The following is a 5,226-nucleotide window of genomic DNA, read 5'->3' on the forward strand; positions in this document are numbered from 1 at the left end:
TCGTCGAAGCTGCGTGATGTCACGAGCCTGAATAGGCTCGTCATGATTTTGGCGCTGGCAACGCTCTTTCTGATCACAAAAGGCGTACAGATCGTCACAGAAGGCAAACGGCGGATGGTAGACCCACCTTGGCAACGTGGGCTGAGCTATCTCAAGATTGGAGAACGGGCCATGCGCTGGGCACTCAGTCGAGGTCTCGAAGTGTTTACCCACCTGGCACTGCCAGGTGGGCCAGACCCAGAACCTCTGGGAAAATCGAGCAAGCCACTGACCAGATCCAGGATGAGAGGCTGCCTTACCCCATCCAGCAGACTACTCTTCTTTTCCGGTTATTAACTGCCGCGCTTCCTTGCCGCCGTCATAGGCGTGCGTCTCGGCCCAGTTCGCTGCTGAGTCGACATCGTAAGCCACCCGTCTAAACGTCACGTTCCACAAGTCGCCTTCACCTTCTAGCAGCACCCAACGGGCCAGCGGCGAACCGTCTTTCTGGCGGCTGACCGCGCCGCAGTTCACCACCGTCAGGGGGCCAATCTGCCGGACATGTTCCAGGTGCGAGTGGCCTACGATGACCACGCGGGCCTCCCCCACGTCACCCAGACGCTGCATGACCAGTTCGTCGCTGGCCCAGGTTTTGCTGCCGCGCAGCAGGTATTCCCAGGGGTCGGTCGGCGTGCCGTGTCCGGCCAGCACTTTTCCGCCTCCCAGGGTCGCGCCGGTGGGCAGATTCGTCACGTAGTGCCCCGCCCCTTGTGGCAAGACCGAGTGCAGCCACTCCAGCATCCCGCGTTTTTTGGTCTCTGGGGTCAGCGTTTCGCCCAGTCGCTCGTCGGTATTGCCACGGATTTCCTTGACAGCGTACTGTTCCCTGATTCGCTGCTGGAGTTCCCAGGCCCTCGCCGGGTCTGCCCCGCCAAAGAGCTGGTCACCCAGATTGACCCATTCGTCAGGCTGGTGAGCTTCCATGTCTCTGATTACCGCTTCCAGCGCGTAGCCGTTGCCGTGTACATCTCCAAAAACAGCGATTCTTCCTGCCATAGTGATGCTCCTTTACAGCGAGAGGCGAAAGGCGAGGGCGCACAGAGTAACCAGAAGTACCGGAAGAGTCAAAACAATGCCCACCTTGAAGTACTGACCCCAGCCGATACGGACGCCTTTGAGCGAAAGAACGTGCAGCCACAGCAGGGTGGCAAGGCTGCCGATAGGGGTAATTTTGGGGCCGAGGTCGTTACCCACCACGTTGGCGTAAATCATGCCCTGCCTGACCAGCCCGGTAGCGGCACTGTCGGCAATGGCAATATTGCCAATCAGGACGCTGGGCATGTTGTTCATCACGCTGGAAACCAGCGCCATCACGAACCCCGTGCCGATAGTGCCCGTCCAGAGCCCCCCAGCAGCCAGGTGATTAAGGAGGCCCGTGAGGGAATTGGTCAATCCGGCGTTGCGTAGTCCATAAACCACCAGATACATTCCCAGCGAAAAAATCACGATTTGCCAGGGTGCCCCGGCCAGCACTTTCTTGGTGCTGATGACCTGCCCCCTTGCCGCGACGAAGTAGAGCAGCGCCGCGCCAATCACTGCTATCAGGCTGACCGGGACTCCCAGTGGCCCAGCGGCAAAATAGCCCACCAGTAACACGCCCAGAACCACAAACCCCGTTCTGAAGACCTGTGGGTCACGGATGGCGGTTTCCGGCGCTTCGAGCCGTGAGAGTTCGTAGATGTGGGGCAAGTCCCGGCGAAACAGCAGGTACAGCGTCCCCAGGCTGGCCAGAATAGAAACCACATCGACCGGAACCATCACTGAGGCATACTCCCCGAATCCCAGCTTGAAGAAGTCGGCGGTCACGATGTTCACCAGGTTGGAAATGATGAGCGGCAGGCTGGACGAATCCGCGATGAAACCCGTCGCCAGAATGAAGGCCAGTGTGGTGGCAGACGAAAAGCCCAGCGCCGTGAGCATTGCCAGCACAATCGGGGTCAGAATCAGGGCCGTGCCGTCGTTGGCAAACAGCGCCGAGACTGCGGCCCCCAGCAGCACCACCAGGGCAAAGAGTTTATGGCCGTTGCCTGCGCCCCAGCGAGCCACATGCAGCGCGGCCCACCTAAAAAAGCCTGCCTCGTCCAGCAGCAGGGAAATGATGATGAGCGCGACGAAGGTGGCGGTTGCGTTCCAGATGATGTGCCAGACGGTTGAAATATCGCTGACATGCACCACACCCGTCAGCAGGGCCAGAAGCGCCCCGAATACGGCGCTGTAACCGATGCCCAGGCCGCCCGGCTGCCACCTGAACTTGGGCTGCCAGATAACCAGCACGAGAGTCAGCAGAAAAATGACGGCGGCGAGCAGCATTACTGGGCTTTTACAGCGGGGCTGTCAGCGTAAGTGGCTGGAGCAGCTTCACCTTTTGCCAGCGCCTCCACGAAAGCCTCAAACTGCACCTTCATCTGGTCACGCACTTCACGCCACTTTTCCAGACTGCCGCCCGATGGGTCGGTGAAAGGATAATGGCGGCGCTTAGTCTTTCCGGGGTAAACCGGGCAGGCATCATTGGCACTGTCACAGACGGTAATAACGTAAGCGAAGTTCTGAGCGTCAGGCAGGTCATGCAGGGTTTTAGAGGTGTGAGCTGAAAGGTCAATTCCCAACTCCTGCATCACCGTTCTGGCCTCCTCCTTGACATAGGTGGCTTCAGTACCTGCCGAATGAACCTCCAGCGCTAAGCCAGCACGGCGAGCGGCCTCACGGGTCAGGCCCTCGGCCATCTGCGAACGGGCTGAATTATGAGTGCAGAGAATCAGAACACGCTTCATAGGTTCAATCATATCGATAGATTGAGTTTTGTCAATATAAAGCGCCTAGTTAGGTTTCTCAGAACTGGCTGGAATCTGACATCTGTTTGGTTGGCTGCCCCGGAAGGACGCCGCCGGGTCGCCAGACATCTCTTGGCTACAGTTAGGCGGGTCTGGGAAAAGTGCCCAAACCCGCTTTGTGGCGTAGCTCTAAAATTCGGGTTCAGGTTGAACGGTTGTACTCCGTTCGGGGGAGAGGTGTGCCATAACGCACTCTCTACCCCGCAGGGACTTACTTCTCCTGAATCTGATGGCCGACCAGTTCGCCGCTTACCTTCATATCGCCGCCAGCAGCGTGGGTGTGAAGCTCTCCCAGAATCTGCTCGATGCCGGGTTCAGGCTCGGCCTTGGCTTTCGCCAGTTCCTCGCGCACGCCCGCGCCCAGGCGGGGGTCGACCTTGTCCAGCATCTTGCAGTATTCGTCCTGAATAAACTGTGGCACCGGGGCCAGGGCGCGGCCGTAGTTGCCGTGTATGCGCTGCTGCTCGTCGGACTGCATGATGCGGTACAGCGCTCCGGGCTGGCCGAAGTAGTCTTCGTCGGTTTCGGGGTAGCTGTCGAAGCGGTCAGCGGCGCCACTAAGCATCAGCGGCGGCTCTTTCAGGCTGTCGTCGGCAGCGGGGCCACCAAAGGAGTTGGGTTCGTAGGTGGGGCCAGCGTCGTCGTTAAACTGGCGCAGGAAGCCGTCCTGCTGGTAGTTGCTCACGGGCACGGCGGCGCGGTTCACGGGCAACTGGGCGTAGTTCGCGCCAATGCGGTAGCGGTGCGCGTCGGCGTAGCTCATGATGCGGGCTTGCAGCATCTTGTCGGGGCTGGCCCCGAAGCCGCGCGGCATGTTGCTGGGTTCAAAGGCGGCCTGCTCAATTTCGGCAAAGAAGTTCTTGGGGTTCTCGTTCAGCTCGAACTCGCCCACTTCCATCAGCGGGAAGTCCTTGTGAGGCCAGATTTTGGTGATGTCGAAGGGGTGGATGTGGTAAGTCTCCGCCTGTTCCTCGGTCATCACCTGAATGCTGACCTTCCACTTGGGGAATTCCCCGCGCTGAATGGCGTCGAACAAATCCTGGCGGGCGTAGTCGGGGTTCTTGCCCGCGATTTCGGTGGCTTCCTGTTCAGTCAGGTTCTGCACGCCCTGCTGGGTGTGGAAGTGCCACTTGACGTACACGCGCTCGCCTTTTTCGTTCCAGAGGCTGTAGGTGTGACTGCCGTAGCCGTTCATGTGGCGGAAGCTGCGGGGAATGCCCCGGTCACCGAACATGTACAGCACCTGGTGCATGGCTTCTTTCTTGTGAATCCAGAAGTCGAACTGCATGGTGTTGCTGCGGCGGCCCGTGGCGGCGTGGCGCTTCTGACTGTGGATGAAGTCGGGGAACTTGCTGCCGTCGCGGATAAAGAACACGGGCGTGTTGTTGCCCACCAGGTCCCAGTTGCCATCCTCGGTGTAGAACTTCAGCGCGAAGCCGCGCGGATCGCGCACGGTATCAGCAAAGCCCTGCTCACCCGCCACGGTGCTGAAACGGGCCAGCATGCGGCACTCGTTGCCTTCCTTCTGGAAGATTTTGGCGGCGGTCAGTTCGGGGATAGCGCGGGTCACGCGGAAGGTGCCGAACGCGCCGCTGCCGTTGGCGTGAACCACGCGCTCGGGAACGCGTTCACGGTTGAAGTGGGCCAGCTTTTCCAACAGGTGATGGTCCTGCAACAGCACGGGGCCGCGCGGGCCAGCGGTTATGCTGTTCTGGTTGTCGGCCACCGGCACGCCGAAATCGTTGGTCAGGGTGCTCTGGGGCGCTTTAGGCTCCTTGAGGTTGCTAGGTTCAGTGGGGGCAAAGCTAGGCTTTTTCTCGTCCGGCATGGTGATCTCCTTGGGTGATATGGTTTTACAGCGCCATACTACTACAATTGAGAAGGGTTCCCATTAAGACTTTTTCTCATAGAGTTCTCTAGGGCACAAAAGCAGTGAGGAAGTGTCTGAACCTCGCTTGCTCAGGAAAGGTTCTCGACTGCTTTTCTGAGGGCGTCCAATCCCCGGCTAGGCTGGAACTACGCCCGACACCACTGAAATGGGAGCGTTCGAGGCTTATCCCCGGACGTGTCAAAAGAGTTCCCACTCGAAAGTTTCGTCTGTCAGACGGACTGCGCTCCATTCCACCACAGTCGGGAAGGCCGCCGCCTGCGGCTCCACACCGCCCAGTCCGTCTGTTGTTCCTCCTCGCATCCGCTCGGATTGATTCGGGATTGCACCGAATCAACCGGCAGTCTGTATCAGAACCCTGCCTGTCCAGCCCAACACCGCGCTCAGCAGGGCAACATCAAGCTCCGCAGATGGTACGGGCCTCACCACCGACGACTCCTCAAATGCACCACGTGCGGCACTGAATTC

General features: G+C 59.4%; 4 protein-coding genes and 1 pseudogene. 1 reads left to right on the forward strand and 4 read right to left on the reverse strand.

The features are described from left to right. Positions 1 to 336 (forward strand): annotated as a pseudogene (locus QZ269_RS11795) (hypothetical protein); the annotation flags it as partial. Here the strand turns inward: QZ269_RS11795 and QZ269_RS11800 are convergent. The 4 genes from QZ269_RS11800 to QZ269_RS11815 form a co-directional block, all read right to left on the reverse strand. Next, complete coding sequence (locus QZ269_RS11800; protein ID WP_291426904.1) at positions 313 to 1,035, reverse strand: metallophosphoesterase family protein; 723 nt, start codon at positions 1,033 to 1,035, stop codon at positions 313 to 315. The pseudogene QZ269_RS11795 and the gene QZ269_RS11800 sit on opposite strands and share 24 nt — an antisense overlap. A gap of 12 nt (positions 1,036 to 1,047) precedes the next feature. Next, positions 1,048 to 2,349, reverse strand: a complete 1,302-nt coding sequence (locus QZ269_RS11805; RefSeq protein WP_291426905.1) for an arsenic transporter — start codon at positions 2,347 to 2,349, stop codon at positions 1,048 to 1,050. Then, on the reverse strand, positions 2,349 to 2,810 hold the full coding sequence (locus QZ269_RS11810) for an arsenate reductase ArsC (RefSeq protein ID WP_291426906.1): 462 nt from the start codon (positions 2,808 to 2,810) through the stop codon (positions 2,349 to 2,351). Before QZ269_RS11810 ends, QZ269_RS11805 begins: the two co-directional genes overlap by 1 nt. Before the next feature lie 271 nt (positions 2,811 to 3,081). Beyond that, positions 3,082 to 4,698 carry a catalase gene (locus QZ269_RS11815; RefSeq protein WP_291426907.1) on the reverse strand — a complete coding sequence of 539 codons (1,617 nt, stop codon included), beginning with the start codon at positions 4,696 to 4,698 and terminating at the stop codon, positions 3,082 to 3,084. Between the last annotated feature and the right edge of the window lie 528 nt (positions 4,699 to 5,226).

It is taken from the genome of Deinococcus sp. (genome assembly GCF_018260405.1).
Classification (GTDB): domain Bacteria; phylum Deinococcota; class Deinococci; order Deinococcales; family Deinococcaceae; genus Deinococcus.